The sequence below is a fragment of the Vibrio sp. OPT46 genome, assembly GCF_015163535.1.
In the GTDB taxonomy this organism is placed as follows: domain Bacteria; phylum Pseudomonadota; class Gammaproteobacteria; order Enterobacterales; family Vibrionaceae; genus Vibrio; species Vibrio alginolyticus.
Genome location: NZ_JADDYG010000223.1, coordinates 1 through 535 on the forward strand (window position 1 = coordinate 1; position 535 = coordinate 535).

Below are 535 nucleotides of genomic sequence, written 5' to 3' on the forward strand. Positions count from 1 at the left end.
TGACAGGTACTAAATGTCATCAAAAACGTCCTGACTTCAGAGTAAATAACCGACTTTCAAATTGTAACTATACTTACCGGAGAGTATCTTCCATGAAAAAGACCAAAATCGTATGTACGATTGGCCCTAAAACAGAATCTGTAGAGAAGCTAACTGAACTAGTTAACGCAGGCATGAACGTAATGCGCCTTAACTTCTCTCACGGTGACTACGAAGAACACGGCACTCGTATCGCGAACTTCCGTAAAGTAATGGAAGCTACTGGCAAACCACTAGCAATTCTTCTAGATACTAAAGGTCCAGAAATCCGCACTATCAAGCTAGAAGGCGGTAACGATGTTGATCTAGTAGCAGGTCAAGAATTCACTTTCACAACTGACACTTCAGTTGTAGGTAACAAAGATAAAGTTGCAGTAACTTACGCTGGTTTCGCAGCAGACCTAAACGTAGGTAACACTATCCTAGTAGACGACGGTCTAATCGAGATGGAAGTTATCTCTAAGACTGAAACTGAAGTTAAATGTAAAGTTCTTAA

Annotated in this window: 1 protein-coding gene; it reads left to right on the plus strand. The window is 40.6% G+C overall.

The features are described 5' to 3' along the window. Positions 1-92: 92 nt before the first annotated feature. Positions 93-535, plus strand: a 443-nt coding sequence (locus tag IQR33_RS09255) for a pyruvate kinase (protein ID WP_228013823.1), incomplete at its 3' end; no start/stop codon positions are given.